Here is a 16,660-nt window from a genome sequence, read left to right as displayed (position 1 = left end):
GATCCTTGATCGAGATCAGCCGTCGACGCTCAGAGCGAATCGCACATGACAACTAGTTGGCAAAAGATGACAACCAACTTGGCAAAATGACACCTTTCCTGACAACTGACAGCACTGGGCGCCGTGAGGCGTGCCACGATGTCCACTACTTGACATAATGTGCATTATCGGAGCGCAATTAGAGTGGGCGAGAGGGGCCTGTCGGGGCCACTGCGCCGACGTGGTCGGCCAGCTCGCTCGCCCACCCGCGCACGTCGTCCGGATCCTCCGCCACGACGCTGCGACAGTGCGGCAGGACGGCGCCGAGCTCGTCGGCGGTCTCCAGCGGGTGCGCCGGGTCGGCCGTCCACGCCAGCACCAGTGTCGGGACGTCCAGCGTCGTCAGGGACGACCTGGACGGCAGGTCCGACGACGCCGCGCCGCGCAGCACCGTCGGGAGCAGGCTCGGTGGCACGTCGGGCAGGGTGTCAGGACGCCCACGGGTCGCCGGAGGCTGCGGAGCGCCTGCGCCGGCGGCCATCCAGGCCGCCACGCCGCTGGACTCGACGAGCCGCGCCGCCCACTCGTACTCCGACGCCTTCGACGCGCGGGTCCGCCAGCCGGTCGGCGGGATCATCAGCGTGAGGGTCGCGAACCTGGCCGGGTCGCCGAGGGCGGCGTGCAGGAGCGTCCCCGTGCCCATGGAGGCCCCGATCCCGTGCACCACTTCCCCACCGAACACGTGTTCGACGAGCAGGTGGAGGTCCTCGGCCAGCTGCGGCCAGCAGTAGTCGCCGATGCGGTCGCGCCCGGTGGACCGACCGTGCCCACGGGCGTCGTAGCGAAGGAGCCGCACGCCCTCGAGCCCACCGGCGACGTCGAGCCCCAGGACCGCCTCGCGATGACGGCTCGACGTGAGGCCGTGCAGCGCCACCACCGCAGGCCCGTCCGCACCGGTCACGTCGAAGTCGAGCGTGGCCCCTGGTACCGCGAACGACGACACGGTGGCTGCTCCTCGTGCTCGGCTCCCCTGACGACCCAGGCTACGACGACCGGGACGCTCCGAGCGCCGGCGCGACCCCACGTGTGACCGAGCCGACACGCGCCTGCCCTGACCGGTGACTCGAGCGGCCTAGAGTGAGCCGCATGCGGCTGACCCATGTGGCCCACCTCCGGCTGCCGTTCGGTCGCATCGTGGGCTACGACCTCGACGTCGGACCCGTCGGCGAGCAGCTGCCGATCTCGTTCGACCAGGCTCGCCACGTGGGCCTGGGCGACCGCGCCGGGTCGTGGATGGCGATCACCTTCCGCCCGCCCGACGTGGACCGCGACACGCTGGCCGCGGCCTGGCTGTCGGTGGTCCGGCGCCACGGCACGCTCCGCACGGTCTTCTCCCCCGCCTCCTCCGACGAGCCCGACGCCGGTCCCACGCTGCACGAGGTCGAGCTGGGGCCCGGGCGGTGGCGGGAGCACCCGGTGGGTCCCGGCACGCGGCTCAGCGACGCGATCCGTGGGGTGCTCGACGAGCACTGCACGCCGTTCTCGTCGCCCTCGCACCGGCTGTGCGTGGTCGAGTCGCACGACCGGCCCACCGTCGTGGTCGCCGCGGACCACGCACACGTCGACATGTGGTCGTTGCTGGTCGTCGTGCGGGACCTGCAGCGCGCGCTCGCCGGAACCCTCGACGACGCGGCTCCGGCGCGACCGTTCGCCGACCACACCGCCGCGCTCGTCGAGCGTGAGCGCGCACCGCAGTCGGTGCGCGAGCGCTGGAACGACATCATCGAGGCGTGCGGCGACACCATGCCGCGCTTCCCGCTCCCGCTGGGCGACGTGGATCGACCGGTTCCCGAGCGGGTCGAGCTGCGTGACGTCCTCGACGTCGACGCGCTCGCCTGGCTGTCGCGAGGGGCGCGCGCCCGCAGCGTGTCGACGCTCGCGCTCGTGACCTCGGCCCTGACCCAGGTCACCCGCGACCTGGCCGACGCTCCCCTGCGCGCCGTGTTCCCGGTCCACAGCCGGTACGAGGACACGTGGCACGACTCGGTCGGCTGGTTCATCACCAACGCCGTCCTCGACTCCCCCGACGCCGACCCCGTGGCGTGCGCCGCGGCCGTGAAGGAGGCCATCGGCCTCGGTTCGTGGCCGCTCGAGGACGTGTTCGCGCCCTGGGGCGGCATGCCGCAGTCGCCGGGGATGTTCGCGATCTCGTGGCTGGACCTGCGGCGGCTGCCGGTGCACGTCGACCACGTCGGGCTCGAGGCGCAGTACGTGAGCGCGGCCGGGCGCACCGACGGCGTCATGGTCTGGTTCGTGCTCGACGAGGCGGGGATGCACCTGCGGTGCCGCTACCCCGACACCGAGCAGGCGCGGGCGAGCGTCGGAGGATGGCTGGACGAGGCCGTCGAGGAGATCCGCCGAGCAGCGCGCGACGCCGGGGCGACGCTGGAGGTCGACGGTGCGCTGCTGCGGGTGGGACGGGCCGAGCGGCACGACGTGCCGGCGATCCTCGCGCTGCTCGCGGACGACCCGATCGGCGCGACGCGCGAGCTGGCCGACGCGACCGCCTACGAGGACGCCTACGACGCCCTGGTGCGCGACCCGTCCCAGCTGCTCGTGGTCGTGCGCGACGGCGACACGGTGGCGGCCACCGCGCAGCTGACCGTCATCCCGGGGCTGTCGCGTGGCGGCGCCACCCGGCTGCAGATCGAGGCCGTGCGCGTGGCGTCACCATGGCGCGGCCGAGGGCTCGGTGGTGCCCTGCTGGAGTGGGCGCACGAGCACGGACGTGCCCGCGGTGCCGTGCTGAGCCAGCTGACGACCGACGCGTCGCGCGTCGACGCCCACCGGTTCTACGAGCGCCTCGGGTACGAGGCGAGCCACCTGGGGCTCAAGCGTCCGCTCTGAGACCGGACCGGCCCTGGGCGGGTCGTGACGGATCGGCGCGAGCGGTGGCGAGCACCGCGAGGCCGCACGCCAGCACCACGAGGCCGAGGCCTGCGACGGCGCCGACCCGCTCCCCCAGCACGACGACACCCAGCACCGTGGCGCAGAGCGGCTCGGCGAGCGTCAGCGTGGCGACGTCGGCGGCGGGCAGGCGTGCGAGTCCCCAGCCGAACAGCAGGTACGCGACCGCCGTGGTGACCACGCCGAGCCACAGCACCAGCAGGACGCCGGCGCCGCTCCAGAGCCACGGACCGGCCAGCAGCACGAGGGCCGGAAGGCTGACGAGGCCGGCCGTGCCGAACAGGACCCCCATGGTGCGGCCCGACGACCATCCGCGGCCGAGCAGCTCCTTCGCCGCGAGCGTGTACAGCGCGTAGGAGGCACCGGCCCCGACGGACCACACCACGGCGGAGCCCGCGACCGCCGACCCCGACGCGAGGCCCGACACCAGCACCACGCCGGCGATGCCGAGAGCCGTCGCCACGCCCCACCGGACGCCGGGCACACGACGACGCAGCACCGCCTCGAGCGCGCCCGTCACGACCGGTGCGGACCCGAGTGCCACGACGGTGCCCACGGCGACGCCGTTGCGGGCCGTGCCCTCGAAGAACGTGGGCTGGTAGGCCACGACTCCCCCGGCGCCGGTGGCGACGACCACCCAGGTCGGCACCCTCGCGCCGGTGTGAGGCGGTGGAGCGACGGCGGTCGCCCGGCCCCGGGACAGCCACGTCGCGCCCAGGGCCAGGAGGGTGCCGCCCAGGGCGATGCGGGCCAGACCCACGGCGACGGGCGACCCGGCCACGTCGGCCAGCTCCTGCGCGGTCCCGGTGGTCGCGAAGCACAGGGCGGCGAGGACGATCGCGCCGACGGCCCGGCCTCGGGGTGCGCCCTCAGGCATCGACGTAGTCGGCCAGGTGCTGCCCGGTCAGACCGGCGCGGGCAGCGACCAGGTCGGCCGGGGTCCCCTCGAAGACCACACGGCCACCTTCGTGGCCCGCGCCCGGACCGAGGTCGATGATCCAGTCGGCGTGCGCCATCACGGCCTGGTGGTGCTCGATCACGACGACCGAGCGGCCGTCGTCGACGAGCCGGTCGAGCAGCCCGAGCAGGTTCTCGACGTCGGCGAGGTGCAGGCCGGTGGTGGGCTCGTCGAGCACGTACACCTCTCCGCCGTCCGACATCTGCGCGGCCAGCTTCAGCCGCTGGCGTTCTCCGCCGGAGAGGGTGGAGAGCGGCTGCCCGAGCGTCAGGTAGCCCAGGCCGACGTCGACGAGGCGCGCGAGGATCTTCTGGGCCGCGGGGACGCGCCCCTCCCCCTCGGCGAAGAACGCCTCCGCCTCGATGATCGACATCTCGTGCACCTCGGCGATGTCCTTGCCCCCGAGGGTGTGCTCGAGCACCTCCGTGCGGAACCGACGCCCTTCGCACTCCTCGCACGGCGACTCGACGGTCGCCATGACGCCCAGCTCGGTGATGATCACGCCGGCGCCGTTGCAGGTGGGGCAGCCGCCCTCGGAGTTGGCGCTGAACAGCGCCGGCTTCACCCCGTTGGCTTTGGCGAACGCCTTGCGGATCGGCTCGAGCAGGCCCGTGTAGGTGGCGGCGTTGCTGCGCCGGGACCCCTTGATGGCGCCCTGGTCGATGACGACGACCCCGTCACGCCCGGCGATCGAGCCGTGCACGAGGGAGCTCTTGCCCGAGCCGGCCACGCCGGTCACGGCGCAGAGCACGCCCAGCGGTACGTCGACGTCGACGCCCTGCAGGTTGTGGGTGTCGGCGCCGCGGACCTCCAGGTGGCCGGAGGGTCGACGGACGGTGTCCTTGACCCGGGTGCGGTCGTCGAGGTGGTGGCCGGTCACGGTGTCGCTGGCCCGCAGGCCGGCGACGTCACCCTCGAAGCAGATGGTCCCCCCGCCGGAGCCGGCTCCGGGTCCGAGGTCGACGACGTGGTCGGCGATGGCGATCGTCTCGGGCTTGTGCTCGACGACGAGCACCGTGTTGCCCTTGTCGCGCAGCTGCACGAGCAGCCGGTTCATCCGCTCGATGTCGTGCGGGTGCAGGCCGATCGTCGGCTCGTCGAAGACGTAGGTGACGTCGGTCAGCGACGACCCGAGGTGCCGGATCATCTTGGTCCGCTGCGCCTCGCCGCCCGACAGCGTGCCGGCGGGGCGCTCCAGCGAGAGGTAGCCCAGGCCGATGTCGGTGAAGGAGTCGAGCAGGTGCTGCAGGCCCTTGAGCAGCGGTGCCACCGACGGCTCGTCCAGCTCGCGCAGCCACTCGGCCAGGTCGCTGACCTGCATCGAGCACAGGTCGGCGATGTTCCTGCCCCGGATGCGCGAGGAGAGTGCCTCGGGCGTGAGCCGGGTGCCGTCGCAGTCGGGGCAGGTCGTGAACGTGACCGCGCGCTCCACGAACCGACGCACGTGCGGCTGCATGGCCTCGAGGTCCTTGCTCAGCATCGACTTCCTGACCTTGGTCAGGACGCCCTCGTAGGTGAGGTTCACCCCGTCGACCTTGATCTTGGTCGGCTCGCCGTGCAGGAGCGTCTGCAGCTGGTCCTGCGTGAACTCCCCCACCGGCGTGTCCATCGGCAGGCCGGCACCGGAGAAGATGCGGCCGTACCAGCCGTCCATGCTGTAGCCGGGGACGAGCAGGGCGCCGTCGGCGAGGGTCTTCTCCGCGTCGTAGATGGCGGTCAGGTCGAAGTCGTTGACCGCCCCCATCCCCTCGCAGCGGGGGCACATGCCGCCGAGGTAGACCTCCTTGCGCGCCACGCGCTTCTCGATCCGGCCGCCCTTCTCGGTCTGCATCACGCCGCTGGCGGTGCGGGTGGGCACGTTGAACGCGAAGGCGGTCGGCGGGCCCACGAACGGGTCGCCGAGGCGGCTGAACAGGATGCGCAGCATCGCGTTGGCGTCGGTGGCGGTGCCGACGGTGGACCGCGGGTTGGCGCCCATGCGTTCCTGGTCGACGATGATCGCCGTCGTCAGCCCCTCGAGGTGGTCCACCTCGGGCCGCGCGAGCGACGGCATGAACCCCTGCAGGAACGCGCTGTAGGTCTCGTTGATGAGGCGCTGGGACTCCGCGGCGATCGTGCCGAACACGAGCGAGCTCTTGCCCGAGCCCGACACCCCGGTGAACACGGTGAGCCGACGCTTGGGCAGGTCGACGCTCACGTCCTGGAGGTTGTTCTCGCGGGCGCCCTGCACGCGGATGACGTCGTGGGTGTCGGCGGTGTGGGCCATGGGGCCCAGGCTAGCGATCCACGGGACCGCCGGACGCCGTCCGCGCCCAGCATCGGAGCCGCGGCGGGCCACCTGGCATCCTCGTGCGGTGAGTACTCCCCACCGTGTGGCCCAGCACGTCGCCCGCGTGCTGCTCGGCGCCTTCCTCGTCCTCGCCGGGGTGGCGCACGTCGTCGCGCGCGAGGAGTTCCGCGCGCAGGTTCCCTCGTGGTTCCCGATCGACGAGGACGTCACCGTGCTCGCGTCGGGTGCGGTGGAGCTGGTCCTCGGCCTCGCGGTGCTGCTGGCCCCGGCAGCACGGCGGCCGCTGGTCGGGCTGCTCGTCGCGACGCTGTTCGTCCTGGTCTTCCCGGGCAACGTCGCGCAGTACGTGGAGGGCGTCGACGCCTTCGGTCTCGACACGGACCGTGCGCGACTCGTCCGCCTGCTCTTCCAGCCGCTGCTGGTGCTGTGGGCGCTGTGGTCCCTCGGAGCCTGGCCACGAGCGGCGCGGTCCGGTCCCGAGCGCGACACGTGACCGCCGCCGTCCGAGCGGCGCGCAACGCCGTCGCCGTCGTCTTCGCCCTCAACGGGTTCATGTTCGCCAGCTGGATGGCGCGGCTCCCCGCGGTCCGCGACGCGCTCGGGCTGTCCCCTGCCCAGCTCGGTCTCCTGCTGCTCGCCATCTCTGCGGGGTCGCTGACCGGCCTCCCGCTCGCCGGAGCCCTGTGCGACCGGTTCGGCGCCGCCCGCGTGGTCGCCGTCTCCGCGGTGGTCGTCGCCGTGGCGCAGACCGCGGCGGCCGCCGGAGCCGAGTCGGGCGTCGCGCTCGCCGCCGCGGTGCCGATGGCCTTCATGGGCTTCGGCATCGGCGCCTGGGACGTGGCGATGAACCTGCACGGTGCCCGGGTCGAGCAGCACATGGGCCGCACGGTGATGCCCCGCTTCCACGCCGGCTTCAGCCTCGGCACCGTGGTCGGTGCGGGGCTGGGCGCCGGTGCCGCGGCGCTGGACCTCGACCTGGTGGTCCACCTCGCGGTCACCAGCGCGATCGGTCTCGTGGGGGCGCTCGCAGCGGTCAGGGCGTTCCTGCCCGGCCACGAGGACCACGGTGAGGATCCGCAGGGCGCCCCCTCGGCGTCGGCCTGGACCGAGCCGCGCACGCTGCTCATCGGCCTGATGGTGCTGGCCCTCGCCTTCACCGAGGGCACGGCCAACGACTGGTTGGCGGTGGCCCTGGTCGACGGCTACGACGTGCCGGACTGGGCCGGCGCGCTCGGCTTCGGTGCCTTCGTCACGGCGATGACGCTGGGCCGGGTGGTGGGCCCGGCGCTGCTCGACCGCCACGGTCGGGTGACGGTGCTCTGGTCGACGATGGCGCTGGCCTTCGTCGGCGTGCTCCTCACCGTGCTGGCGCCCGTCCCCGCGCTCGCGGTCGTCGGCATCCTCCTCTGGGGACTGGGCGCCTCGCTCGGGTTCCCCGTCGGCATGAGCGCCGCGGCCGACGACCCACGCCGCGCCGCGGCCCGGGTCAGCGTGGTCTCCACGATCGGGTACACCGCCTTCCTGGCCGGTCCGCCCCTGGTCGGGTTCGTCGGCGAGCACTCCGGCACGCTCCAGGCGCTGCTCGTGGTGGCCGCCCTGCTGGTCCCGTCGGCGCTCGTCGTTCCTGCTGCGCGGGAGCGCCGCACGCCCTAGCGTGCGGACATGGGTACAGAGGAGGCCGCCCGCGGCGGCGACGACCGGTCCGTCTTCGACCGCTTCGTGGAGTCGGCGGAGTCGGTGGTCACCCGGGCACCGTTCTTCCTGGTGTGCGCCGGCATCGTGGTGGCGTGGGCGGTGAGCCTGCCGCTCTGGGCCGACCTCAAGGCCTGGCAGGTCGCGATCCACACCGTCGCCAGCGTCCAGTCGCTGTTGCTTCTTGCCCTCCTGGAGAACGCCGGACGGCGGGCCGAGGAGGCCTCGCAGGAGAAGCTGAACGTGCTGGCCGAGGCGCTGGCCGACCTGATGGAGTCACGAGCGCGCGACGACGAGCGGCTGGGTGAGTCGGTGCAGCGCCTGCGCGACGCGGTCGGTCTCGAGGACCGGCACTGACGGCTCAGGCCAGCAGGAAGGTCCGCAGCGCCGACACGAAGGCGTCCGGCTTCTCCGAGTGCACCCAGTGGCCGGCGCCCTTGATCGTCGCGAGGCGGGTGCGAGGGAACAGGGTGCGCATGCGGTCGGCGTCGTCGTCGCCGACGTAGTCCGACCGCTCCCCCGCGAGCCAGAGGACGGGCCGGTCGAAGGTCGCGTCGATCCCGGGGAAGCCGCCGATGACCGGCAGGTCCCGGCGCAGGAGGGCCAGGTTCGCCATCCAGCGGAACCCTCCGCCCTCGCTCGGAGGGATCGAGCGCAGGTTCTGCAGGAGGAACCCGCGCACCGTGTCGTTGTCGATCCGACCGCGCAGCCGGTCGTCGGCGTCACCGCGCCGCTCCAGCGTGTCGAGGTCGAGCGAGGCCAGGCTGTCCAGCAGGTGCTCGAACTCCCCGGCACCGTCGCTGGGACCGGGGGCGATGTCGACGACGACGAGTCGGTCCACGAGGTCCGGGTGACGCAGGGCCAGCACCATGGCGACCTTGCCGCCCATGGAGTGCCCCACGACGTGGGTGCGACCGTCCGACGCCCACCCCTCGCGCAGGAACGTCGCCACCTGGTCGGCCACGTCCACGTAGTCGACCGAGTCGGTCCACGCGGAGTGGCCGTGGTTGGGCAGGTCGACGAGGAGCGAGCGCAGCTCCGGCTGCAGCGCCTTCGCCGCCTGCGTGAAGTTGCGGCCCTGGCCGAACAGTCCGTGCAGGAACACGACCCGCTCCCCCGTGTCGCCGACCTCGCGGGCGTAGATGGCGTCGGTCACGGACCCAGGGTAGAGCGACGGTGCGGACCGTCCGCACGTGCCGTCCTAGCGGAGCGCCCGTGCGATCGCGTCGGCCATGAGGTCCATCCAGCGACGCGCCTGGCGCAGGTCCGCCGGGTCGAGGAAGTAGTGGTCCTGACCGGGGACGACGTGGTGCTCCACCGGGACGCCCACCTCGGCGAGACGTCGGGCGTACGCGTCCCCCTCCGTCCGCAGCGCGTCGTGCTCGGCGGTGACGACGAGCGCCGGGGGCAGCCCGTGCAGGTCGTCGGCGAGCAGGGGTGACGCGTACGGCTCGCTGCGACGTGAGGCGTCCTTGAAGTACGTCGCGCGGACGAGCCGGACGGTCCGTTCGCTGATCATCGGGCGCGGCACCGTGGCGGGCTTGCGGGTCGTCGAGACGTCGAGGGACGGCACGCCGAGCAGCTGCAGGCGCGCCGGCTGGTGCCCCTGGTCGCGGGCCTGCAGACAGGCCGACGCGGCGAGGTTCCCCCCGGCGCTGAAGCCGCCGACCACGAGACGGCGCCCGTCGAGCCCCTGCGTCCCCGCGTTCTGGGCGACCCACTCGACCACGTCGTGCGCCTGGTGGTGCGCGACCGGGTACCGGTGTCGCGGTGCCACGTCGTAGTCGACGTTCACCACGGCCGCACCCGTCGTGGCGACGACGTGCCGGGCGAAGAAGTCATCCATCGCCGCGTGCCGCATGAGGAAGGCCCCGCCGTGCAGGTGCACGTAGACGCCGGGCGCCGTCGGTGCGGTCACGGAGCGTGCCGCGTGCCGGCCCGCCGTGGGTCGGTAGACGAAGCAGCGGACCGTCCCGTGCCGGGTGGGCACGCGCCAGGTCTCGGGGTCCTCGACGTCGGCGCCGGAGATCTGCAGGGCATCGCCGTAGCGCACCGTCAACGGTGCGGTGAGGTTCATCAGGAGCGCCGTGGCGTCCGCGTACCAGCCCATGTGAGCCATTCGACACCGCGCTGCGTCCGGATCGGCGCAGGTGCATCATGGGCGTGTGAGGATCACGAGACTCGGACACGCCGCCCTCCTGCTCGAGACGTCGGAGGCGAGAGTGCTCGTCGATCCGGGCGCGTTCAGCCTCGACGCCGCCTTCGAGCTGAGCGACCTGGACGCCGTGGTCGTCACCCACCAGCACCCGGACCACCTGCACCCGGCGCGCGCCGCCGACGTCGTGGCCGCCAGCCCGGGGGCGGTCTTTCTGGCCGATCCCGAGACCGTCGAGCAGCAGGGTGGACCGTGGCGCGCGCACGCCGACGGCGTGGTCACGCAGGTCGGCGACATCACCCTCACGGGCGTCGGTGCGCAGCACGCCACGATCCTGCCCTCGATCCCGGTCGTGGCGAACGTCGGCGTGCTCGTGGAGGGCCCGAGCACCGACGGGGGGACGACGACCCTCTTCCACCCCGGCGACTCCTACGAGTCGACCCCGACCGGGGTCGACCTGCTGGCGCTGCCCCTCAGCGCTCCCTGGGCGAGGATCAGCGACACGGTGGCCTTCCTGTCCGGCGTCGCGCCGCGTGGCTTCCTGCCCATTCACGACGCGACCATCGCCGACGTCGCGTACGACCTGTACTGGAATCACGCCGTGAACCACGGTGGGGTCGACGCCGAGCACGCGCACCGCCTCGCGCCCGGCGACACCCTCGACGCCTGAGGTGGAACGTCCCCTCCTGCGGGCCCTGACGGTCCCGCTGATGCTGCTCGTCGGTGCGCTCGTCACGTTGCAGTCGCGCGTCAACGGCTCGCTCGCCGGCCAGCTCGGGGACGGTCTGCGCGCCGGCGCCCTGGCCGCGGTCGTGAGCTTCGGCAGTGGGTTCCTCGTCCTCACGCTCGTGGTCCTGTCGCACCCGCGCCGACGCGCCGGGCTGCTGCGGGTGCGCGACGCCCTGCGGCTCCGCAGGCTGCGGCCGGTCGAGCTGCTCGGCGGGCTCGGCGGGGCGCTCTTCGTGGCGAGCCAGGGCATCGCCGTCGGCATCATCGGTGTGGCGCTGTTCATCGTGGCGTTCACGGCCGGTCAGTCGGTGGCCTCCCTCGTGGTCGACCACGTGGGGCTCGGACCGGGCGGCCGGCAGGCTGCCTCCCGACCGCGGGCGATCGCGGCCCTGTTCGCCGTCGCCGCGGTCACGGTCAAGGTGCTCGGCGACCTCGACGGCACCGAACTCGGGCTCTCCCTCCTGCTGGCGACCCTGGCGCTGGTGGCCGGCTGCCTGCAGGCGGTGCAGCAGGCGCTGAACGGCCGGGTGTCGGCGGTCGGCGGTCCCCTCGCGACGACGTGGAACAACTTCGTGGTCGGCACGGCCGCCCTCCTCGTGCTGCTCGTGGTGAGCCTGGCCGTCCCCGGCAGGATCGACGGCTTCCCCACGCAGTGGTGGTACTACGTCGGCGGCGTCCTCGGGGTCGGCTTCATCGCCATCTCCGCCGTGGCCGTGCAGATCCACGGGGTCCTCGTGCTGGGGTTGTGCTCGATCGCCGGCCAGGTCGTCGCGGCCGAGGTGGTCGAGGTGGTCGATCCCGACGTCGCGGTGTCTCCGCTGGGCCTGCTCGGCGGGGTGCTGGCCGTGCTCGGCGTGGTCGTGGCGCTCGTCGCACGGCGGCCTGCACGGACGTGACCTGACCGTCGTTGTCTTATCTCACAACTGAGATAGTGTGGTCCGGTGACTTCACGAGACGACTACCTCGCCCGGATCGGCACCCTCATCCGCGACGCGCGTCAGCACAGCGGTCTCACGCAGACCGAGCTGGCCACGCAGCTGCGCACCAGCCAGAGCGCGGTCAACCGGATCGAGAAGGGCCAGCAGAACCTGACCCTCGAGATGATCGCGCGCATCGGCACCGCGCTCGACTCCGAGATCGTCAGCGTCGGCACCTCCGGCCCGAGCCACCTGCGGGTCAAGGGCGGCACGCGGCTCTCGGGCTCGATCGACGTCAAGTCCAGCAAGAACGCCGGTGTGGCGCTGCTCTGCGCGTCGCTGCTCAACGAGGGCACGACGATCCTGCGCAAGGTCGCGCGGATCGAGGAGGTCAACCGGCTCCTGGAGGTGCTGTCCTCCATAGGTGTGCGCACCCGCTGGCTGGGTGACGAGGGCGACCTCGAGCTGGTCGTGCCGGCCGAGCTGGACCTCGCGGCCATGGACGAGGCCGCGGCCCGGCGCACCCGCAGCATCATCATGTTCCTCGGGCCGCTCATGCACCGCGTGGAGCAGTTCGAGCTGCCCTACGCGGGTGGCTGCGACCTCGGCACGCGCACCGTCGAGCCGCACATGACGGCGCTGCGACCGTTCGGGCTCAAGGTCGTGGCCACCGAGGGCAGCTACCACGTCGACGCCGCCCGGGGCGTCGGGCCGGAGCGCCCGATCGTGCTCACCGAGCGCGGCGACACCGTCACCGAGAACGCGCTCCTGGCCGCCGCCCGCTTCGACGGCGTGACCGTGATCCGCAACGCGAGCCCCAACTACATGGTCCAGGACCTCTGCTTCTTCCTCGAGAAGCTCGGCGTCGGCATCGAAGGCATCGGCACCACGACCCTGCGGGTCACTGGCAAGCCGAAGATCAACACGGACGTCGACTACGCGCCGAGCGAGGACCCGATCGAGGCGATGAGCCTGATCGCCGCCGCGATCGTCACGCAGTCCAGCATCACGGTGCGTCGCGTCCCGATCGAGTTCATGGAGATCGAGCTCGCCCTCCTGGAGGAGATGGGACTCCAGTACGACCGGAGCGAGGAGTACCCGGCCGAGAACGGCCAGACCCGTCTCGTCGACATCACCACCCACCCCTCGTCGTTGCGAGCACCGATCGACAAGGTGCACCCGATGCCGTTCCCGGGGCTCAACATCGACAACCTGCCGTTCTTCGCGGTCATCGCCGCAACGGCCGAGGGTCAGACCCTGCTGCACGACTGGGTCTACGAGAACCGTGCGATCTACCTGACCGAGCTCAACAAGCTGGGGGCGCGGGTCAAGCTGCTCGACCCGCACCGCGTCCTGGTCGACGGCCCGACCCACTGGAGCGGGACCGAGATCGTGTGCCCGCCGGCACTGCGTCCGGCCGTCGTTATCCTGCTCGCCATGCTGGCCGCCAAAGGCACCTCGGTGCTGCGCAGCGTGTACGTCATCAACCGTGGCTACGAGGACCTGGCCGAGCGGCTGAACGCGCTCGGCGCGCAGATCGAGACGTTCCGCGACATCTGATCGCGCGGGCGTCCCGCGGACCTCGCGGGCGCTAGCGTGAGGTGGTGTCCAGCCACCCGTACCTCGACGCGCCCCTCCCCCTGGCCCTGGCCCACCGCGGTGGAGCCCTCCTCCCGGTGAACGGGGGCCTGGAGAACACGCTGGCAGCGTTCACCAACGCGGTCGCGCTCGGGTACCGCTACCTCGAGACCGACGTGCACGCCTCGCGGGACGGCGTCGTCTACGCCCTCCACGACGAGCACCTGGGTCGCCTGACCGGGGTCGACACGCCCCTGGCCGACCTGACGGCCGAGGAGGTCGACGCCGTGCGGGTGGTCGGCCAGGAGCCGGTTCCGCGCCTGTCGACCTTGCTGGAGGCCTTCCCGGACGCGCGGTTCAACATCGACGTGAAGTCCGACGCCGCCGTCGTCCCGACGGTCGAGGTCATCCGTGCTGCCGGGGCGCAGGAGCGGGTCTGCCTCGCGTCGTTCTCCGGTCGTCGTCTGGACCACCTCCGGCGGCTCTGCCCCGAGGCCGCTCGCTCGGCCGGGCCGCTCGAGGTCGCGGCGCTGCGGCTGGGCCCCGTCGCGGCCATCCGCCGGCATGCCGCCCGGCGCGGTGTCCACTGCCTGCAGGTGCCGGTGCGCCGGGGACCCGTGACGGTCGTGACGCCGCGATTCGTCCGCCACGCCCACGCGACCGGTCTGCAGGTGCACGTGTGGACCGTCGATGACCCCGACGAGATGCGATATTTGCTCGACATCGGCGTCGACGGCATCGTCACCGACCGTCCCGACGTCCTGCGCGACGTGCTGACCGAACGAGGAGCCTGGCCACGATGAGCAGCACACACCCCGGCGACGCGGTCGCTCGCAGCACCAGCCGGGGCCAGGTCCTGGCGTGGTCCTTCTGGGACTGGGGCTCGGCCGCGTTCAACGCCGTGATCGTGACGTTCGTGTTCTCGGTCTACCTGACCGACGGCGTCGGCAAGGACCTGCCCGGGCCCGTGTCGGCCAGCACCTGGCTGGCGTGGTCGATCGCGGCAGGCTCCCTCGTGATCGCCGTGCTCGCCCCCGTCCTCGGGCAGCGGTCCGACGCGGGTGGGCGGCGCAAGCGCTCCCTGGCCCTGCTCACAGGTGCCGTCGTCGTCCTGATGGCCCTCATGTTCTTCGTGAAGGAGGACTACCACTACCTGTGGCTCGGTCTGCTCCTGATCTCGCTGGGCATCGTGCTGTTCGAGCTGGCGCAGGTCCCCTACTTCGCCATGCTCCGTCAGGTGTCGACCCCCGAGACCGTGGGCCGGGTGTCCGGGCTGGGCTGGGGCTTCGGCTACCTGGGCGGCATCGTGCTGCTGATCATCGTGTTCGTCGGGCTGATCAGTGGCGACGGTGGTCTCCTGGGCGTGACGACCGACGACGGGCTGAACATCCGGCTCGTGGCGATCGTGTCCGCCGTCTGGTTCCTCGTGTTCGCGCTGCCCGTGCTGCTGTTCGTGCCCGAGCTTCCGGCCGAGGCGAGCCCGCTGCCCCGCACCGGCTTCGTCGACTCCTACCGGGTGCTGTTCGCCGAGGTGCGGACCATGTGGCGCGACGACCGCGAGACCCTCAAGTTCCTCATCGCCAGCGCCCTTTACCGCGACGGCCTGGCCGGGGTCTTCACCTTCGGCGCGGTCATCGCCGTGTCCGTGTACGGCTTCACCGACGAGACCGTGATCCCGTTCGGCATCGTGGCCAACGTGGCCGCGGCGGGCGGTGCGATCCTCGCCGGTCGTTTCGACGACCGCAGCGGACCGCGTCGCGTGGTGGTGTTCTCGCTGGTGTCGATGATGGTCGTGGGCACGGTGCTGCTGTTCGTCGAGGGCAGCACCGGGTTCTGGATCTTCGGGTTGCTCCTGTGCCTGTTCGTCGGTCCTGCGCAGTCGGCGTCCCGCACCTACCTGGTGCGGCTGACGGCGGTCGGCAAGGAGGGCCAGAACTTCGGCCTCTACGCCATGACCGGACGCGCCGCGTCGTTCCTGTCCCCCGCGCTCTTCGGGCTCTTCGCCTTCATCGGTGGTGACGACCGGTGGGGCATCGTCGGCATCCTCGTGGTCCTCGCCGCGGGGCTCGCGGCGCTGTTCCTGGTCGCTCCCCAGGTCCGCGACCGGGCACTCGAGGTGCGGTGAGGTCGTACTCAGGGGAATCTCAAGGGGGTGCCCTACGTTGGTACCGATGAGAGGAGTGACCCATGGCTGAACGAGCACTGCGCGGGGCCCGGCTGGGTGCCCAGAGCTTCGAGGACGAGCGCGGGGTCGAGATGGCCCCTCGTCAGGAGATCGAGTACGTCTGCGACGACGGACACACCTTCACGGTGACCATGTCGGTCGAGGCCGAGGTCCCCTACGAGTGGGAGGACCCGAAGACCGGCCGCATCGGCAAGCAGGCCGACGTCGCGGAGCCGGCGAAGAAGGAGGAGAAGGCAGCGCGTACCCACTGGGACATGCTGCTGGAGCGACGCTCGGAGTCCGAGCTCGAGGAGATCCTCACCGAGCGCCTGGAGCTGCTGCGCTCCGGCGAGATCGGTCCGCCGCACCTACACCGCCGCAAGCGCAAGACGGCCTGACGGGCCTCGGGCTCAACCCGACCCGTCCGCGCCCGCCCCGAGACCCCGGTCATGCACCGGGGTCTCGTGCTGTCCGGGTCCGGCGTCACGGGCGCGGGGCAGGGCGGCCCGGGCGAGCGGTCCCACCCGCAGCCGGCGAGGCACCCGGCGTGCGAGGCCCCAGAGGGTCACGCGCCACAACGCCTCGCGCACGATCGCCGAGCTCATCTTGGACCGTCCGAGGGCACGTTCGACGAAGGTGACCGGCACCTCCACGATCCGCAGCCCTGCCGCGTGGACCCGCCGCGTCATGTCGATCTGGAAGCAGTACCCCTGCGAGGCGACGCCCGCGAAGGCGATCCGTCGCAGCGTGTCGGCCCGAAAGGCGCGGAAGCCGGCGGTGGTGTCGTGCACCGGCAGGCCCAGTGCGAGCCGGGCGTACATCGTGCCGCCGCGCGAGATCATCCGTCGGTGCCAGGGCCAGTTGACGACCGAGCCGCCCGGGACCCAGCGCGAACCGATCACGAGGTCGGCGGACGCGACGGCGGCCAGGAGGTCGGGCAGCTCCTCGGGCAGGTGGGAGCCGTCGGCGTCCATCTCCACCAGGACGTCGTACCCGCGGTCGAGGCCCCAGGCGAAGCCGGCCCGGTAGGCGGCCCCGAGCCCGTCCTTGCCCGTGCGGTGGAGCACGTGGACGGCGGGGTCGCGCAGGGCTCGCTCGTCGGCGAGCCGGCCGGTGCCGTCGGGCGAGGCGTCGTCGACCACGAGGACGTCGGCGTCGGGGACGCAGCTGCGGAGCCGCTCCAGGGTCCCGGGCAGGCTCTCCGCCTCGTCGTAGGTCGGCATGATCACGA

General features: G+C 72.3%; 16 protein-coding genes. 10 read left to right on the top strand and 6 right to left on the bottom strand.

Features of this window, described 5'->3' with window-relative positions:
• Window positions 1–178: 178 nt before the first annotated feature.
• Window positions 179–982, bottom strand: coding sequence for an alpha/beta fold hydrolase (locus NUV38_RS01485; RefSeq protein ID WP_257727430.1), 804 nt, complete (start codon window positions 980–982; stop codon window positions 179–181).
• A 143-nt stretch (window positions 983–1,125) separates the two neighbouring features.
• Here NUV38_RS01485 and NUV38_RS01480 point away from each other — a divergent pair, with 143 nt between their 5' ends.
• Complete coding sequence (locus tag NUV38_RS01480) at window positions 1,126–2,886, top strand: GNAT family N-acetyltransferase (RefSeq protein WP_257727429.1); 1,761 nt, start codon at window positions 1,126–1,128, stop codon at window positions 2,884–2,886.
• Here the strand turns inward: NUV38_RS01480 and NUV38_RS01475 are convergent.
• The gene (locus NUV38_RS01475; protein ID WP_257727428.1) at window positions 2,870–3,823 is read right to left on the bottom strand and encodes a DMT family transporter; all 954 of its coding nucleotides are present in this window, start codon (window positions 3,821–3,823) and stop codon (window positions 2,870–2,872) included. The two genes, NUV38_RS01480 and NUV38_RS01475, sit on opposite strands and share 17 nt — an antisense overlap.
• Complete coding sequence (locus NUV38_RS01470) at window positions 3,816–6,170, bottom strand: excinuclease ABC subunit UvrA (RefSeq protein ID WP_257727427.1); 2,355 nt, start codon at window positions 6,168–6,170, stop codon at window positions 3,816–3,818. Before NUV38_RS01470 ends, NUV38_RS01475 begins: the two co-directional genes overlap by 8 nt.
• Before the next feature lie 88 nt (window positions 6,171–6,258).
• Between NUV38_RS01470 and NUV38_RS01465 the strand changes: the two genes are divergently transcribed.
• From NUV38_RS01465 to NUV38_RS01455, 3 genes are read left to right on the top strand one after another with little or no spacing between them, the layout of a single operon-like run.
• Window positions 6,259–6,687, top strand: coding sequence for a hypothetical protein (locus NUV38_RS01465; RefSeq protein WP_257727426.1), 429 nt, complete (start codon window positions 6,259–6,261; stop codon window positions 6,685–6,687).
• Window positions 6,684–7,847 (top strand): MFS transporter, encoded by a 1,164-nt coding sequence (locus tag NUV38_RS01460; protein ID WP_257727425.1) that lies wholly within the window; start codon window positions 6,684–6,686, stop codon window positions 7,845–7,847. The genes NUV38_RS01465 and NUV38_RS01460 overlap by 4 nt, the downstream gene beginning before the upstream one ends.
• Window positions 7,848–7,856: 9 nt before the next feature.
• The gene (locus tag NUV38_RS01455; RefSeq protein ID WP_257727424.1) at window positions 7,857–8,243 is read left to right on the top strand and encodes a low affinity iron permease family protein; all 387 of its coding nucleotides are present in this window, start codon (window positions 7,857–7,859) and stop codon (window positions 8,241–8,243) included.
• A gap of 4 nt (window positions 8,244–8,247) precedes the next feature.
• Here NUV38_RS01455 and NUV38_RS01450 read toward each other — a convergent pair whose 3' ends face one another.
• Entirely contained in the window at window positions 8,248–9,042 is a 795-nt protein-coding gene (locus NUV38_RS01450; RefSeq protein ID WP_257727423.1) for an alpha/beta fold hydrolase, read from the bottom strand.
• 45 nt (window positions 9,043–9,087) lie between these two features.
• Window positions 9,088–9,996, bottom strand: a complete 909-nt coding sequence (locus NUV38_RS01445) for an alpha/beta hydrolase (RefSeq protein ID WP_257727422.1) — start codon at window positions 9,994–9,996, stop codon at window positions 9,088–9,090.
• A gap of 55 nt (window positions 9,997–10,051) precedes the next feature.
• Between NUV38_RS01445 and NUV38_RS01440 the strand changes: the two genes are divergently transcribed.
• From NUV38_RS01440 to NUV38_RS01415, 6 genes are all read left to right on the top strand, one after another.
• The gene (locus NUV38_RS01440) at window positions 10,052–10,711 is read left to right on the top strand and encodes an MBL fold metallo-hydrolase (RefSeq protein WP_257727421.1); all 660 of its coding nucleotides are present in this window, start codon (window positions 10,052–10,054) and stop codon (window positions 10,709–10,711) included.
• 1 nt (window position 10,712) lies between these two features.
• Entirely contained in the window at window positions 10,713–11,666 is a 954-nt protein-coding gene (locus NUV38_RS01435; RefSeq protein WP_257727420.1) for a DMT family transporter, read from the top strand.
• 45 nt (window positions 11,667–11,711) lie between these two features.
• On the top strand, window positions 11,712–13,247 hold the full coding sequence (locus NUV38_RS01430; RefSeq protein ID WP_257727419.1) for a UDP-N-acetylglucosamine 1-carboxyvinyltransferase: 1,536 nt from the start codon (window positions 11,712–11,714) through the stop codon (window positions 13,245–13,247).
• Between the two features lie 44 nt (window positions 13,248–13,291).
• Window positions 13,292–14,068, top strand: coding sequence for a glycerophosphodiester phosphodiesterase (locus NUV38_RS01425; protein WP_257727418.1), 777 nt, complete (start codon window positions 13,292–13,294; stop codon window positions 14,066–14,068).
• The gene (locus NUV38_RS01420) at window positions 14,065–15,390 is read left to right on the top strand and encodes an MFS transporter (protein WP_257727417.1); all 1,326 of its coding nucleotides are present in this window, start codon (window positions 14,065–14,067) and stop codon (window positions 15,388–15,390) included. Before NUV38_RS01425 ends, NUV38_RS01420 begins: the two co-directional genes overlap by 4 nt.
• 62 nt (window positions 15,391–15,452) lie before the next feature.
• Window positions 15,453–15,827, top strand: coding sequence for an RNA polymerase-binding protein RbpA (locus NUV38_RS01415; protein WP_055968259.1), 375 nt, complete (start codon window positions 15,453–15,455; stop codon window positions 15,825–15,827).
• Window positions 15,828–15,839: 12 nt separating this feature from the next.
• Here NUV38_RS01415 and NUV38_RS01410 read toward each other — a convergent pair whose 3' ends face one another.
• Window positions 15,840–16,652 (bottom strand): polyprenol monophosphomannose synthase, encoded by an 813-nt coding sequence (locus NUV38_RS01410; RefSeq protein WP_257727455.1) that lies wholly within the window; start codon window positions 16,650–16,652, stop codon window positions 15,840–15,842.
• Between the last annotated feature and the right edge of the window lie 8 nt (window positions 16,653–16,660).

The organism is Aeromicrobium sp. 50.2.37 (assembly GCF_024655735.1).
Lineage (GTDB): Bacteria > Actinomycetota > Actinomycetes > Propionibacteriales > Nocardioidaceae > Aeromicrobium.
This window is presented reverse-complemented; position numbering and strand designations above follow the sequence as displayed.

What these genes read in the sequence shown, in the direction of transcription:
- NUV38_RS01480 (WP_257727429.1), top strand. Translation starts at nt 1,126, where the DNA reads ATGCGGCTGACCCATGTGGCCCACCTCCGGCTGCCGTTCGGTCGCATC.
- NUV38_RS01420 (WP_257727417.1), top strand. Translation starts at nt 14,065, where the DNA reads ATGAGCAGCACACACCCCGGCGACGCGGTCGCTCGCAGCACCAGCCGG.
- NUV38_RS01455 (WP_257727424.1), top strand. Translation starts at nt 7,857, where the DNA reads ATGGGTACAGAGGAGGCCGCCCGCGGCGGCGACGACCGGTCCGTCTTC.
- NUV38_RS01470 (WP_257727427.1), bottom strand. Translation starts at nt 6,170, where the DNA reads ATGGCCCACACCGCCGACACCCACGACGTCATCCGCGTGCAGGGCGCC.
- NUV38_RS01415 (WP_055968259.1), top strand. Translation starts at nt 15,453, where the DNA reads ATGGCTGAACGAGCACTGCGCGGGGCCCGGCTGGGTGCCCAGAGCTTC.
- NUV38_RS01445 (WP_257727422.1), bottom strand. Translation starts at nt 9,996, where the DNA reads ATGGGCTGGTACGCGGACGCCACGGCGCTCCTGATGAACCTCACCGCA.
- NUV38_RS01475 (WP_257727428.1), bottom strand. Translation starts at nt 3,823, where the DNA reads ATGCCTGAGGGCGCACCCCGAGGCCGGGCCGTCGGCGCGATCGTCCTC.
- NUV38_RS01410 (WP_257727455.1), bottom strand. Translation starts at nt 16,652, where the DNA reads ATGCCGACCTACGACGAGGCGGAGAGCCTGCCCGGGACCCTGGAGCGG.